At 44.0% G+C, this 1,785-nt stretch carries 1 pseudogene; it reads left to right on the top strand.

The annotated features are described in order from the left end of the window. Positions 1 to 333 precede the first annotated feature (333 nt). A pseudogene (locus tag WBN20_RS05010) lies at positions 334 to 1,785 on the top strand (hypothetical protein); the annotation flags it as partial.

The following is a 1,785-nucleotide window of genomic DNA, read 5'->3' as shown; positions in this document are numbered from 1 at the left end:
TTTTACATATTATTCCTACAAGTTTACAACCTTTATTTCGCTCATCTACATACTTAAATTAGCTTAACCAGATATTTATAAGCATGACGTTGCGGTATTCATATCAGTTTGAAAATTTTTCAAATACCATTGAATGTTCCCTATCCAACTAGCAATTGGTGATGATTTTAGTCTCGTATTTCACAATTCTAACACAGAATTTAATAATGACCCGAATGGTCTGATTAATTATCTTTTAAATATCCCGGAACCTACAATGATTTTCAACTGATATAATCCTGCCTGGTAATGAGCCAAACTGACGTCATTTAAATGGCCAATAATTTTATCCCTATGAAATTAAATAACTTACCATTTGTTTTTCTGTTATTACTAGTCAATGTAGGCTTTGCACAATTAAAAGTAGGTGACAATCCTGATGAAATTGACGGAGCATCACTCTTAGAATTAGAAAGCAGGAATAAAGCACTGGTTCTTACCCGTGTAAACACCTCATTGATGCAAAAGATCAAACCCTTAGCCGGGGCCTTGGTTTATAATACGGATACTGCATGCGTATATCAATATGATGGTAAAAACTGGGGTAGCCTGTGCGGTAATTCTAATGATTCTAATATTTCTTTTACAGATAATGGTAATGGCACGTTCACCATAATAGATTCTCAAGGATCTTCATTTACATATGGTCAGAATAGCGGCGAAAGAGGAGAGACAGATCAGGCAGAATTAACAGTTACTGAAGGCACAAATGGAAATCATGGAACTACCGGTGAACAAGGACCAAAAGGCGACAAAGGTGATGCCGGAGAAACTGGGCCACAAGGAATACAAGGTGAAATTGGCCCACAAGGACCAATAGGACTTACAGGACAGGCAGGAGCGGATGGCGTTGATGGTGTTGATGGTGTTGATGGTGCGCAAGGTCCTAAAGGAGATAAGGGAGACAAAGGAGAACCCGGCCCTCAGGGACCCATAGGATTAACAGGTCCTGCAGGGGCCAGTGCCGCTAAAGGTTCAAATGGTGCACAAGGACCAAAAGGTGAAATTGGAGAAACTGGCATTCAAGGCGAAATTGGTGAAACTGGTGATACCGGTAAAACTGGTCCACAAGGACCTAAAGGGTTAACCGGACTTGCAGGTGCTGATGGTCCTGAAGGACCACAAGGACCTGCTGGTGCAGATGGTAAAAATGGTGCTGATGGCGCAGTCGGACCTAAAGGAGATAAAGGTGACATTGGTGAAATGGGACCACAGGGAAGACAAGGTGAACAGGGTATTCAGGGTGAAACTGGTGATACCGGTGAACCTGGTGATACCGGTAAAACTGGTGATACCGGTGAAACTGGTTCGCAAGGACCTAATGGGTTAACTGGACTTACAGGTGCTGATGGTCCTGAAGGGCCACAAGGAATACAGGGTGACCAGGGAGAACAAGGTGTTCAGGGTGAAACAGGATCACAAGGACCTATAGGGTTAACTGGACCTACCGGTGCCGACGGTGAAAATGGAAACGACGGAATACAGGGACCCAAAGGAGATATAGGTGACATTGGTGAAATGGGACCACAGGGAAGACAAGGTGAACAGGGTATTCAGGGTGAAACTGGTGATACCGGTGAAACTGGTGATACCGGTAAAACTGGTGATACAGGTGAAACTGGTTCGCAAGGACCTAATGGGTTAACTGGACTTACAGGTGCTGATGGTCCTGAAGGACCACAAGGACCAATAGGACTTACAGGACTGGCAGGCGCTAATGGTGTTGATGGTGCTCAGGGACCTGCA

It is taken from the genome of Eudoraea sp. (assembly GCF_049665975.1).
GTDB lineage: Bacteria > Bacteroidota > Bacteroidia > Flavobacteriales > Flavobacteriaceae > Eudoraea.
The sequence above is the reverse complement of the archived record's forward strand: the minus strand, read 5'-3'. Positions and strand labels throughout refer to the sequence as shown.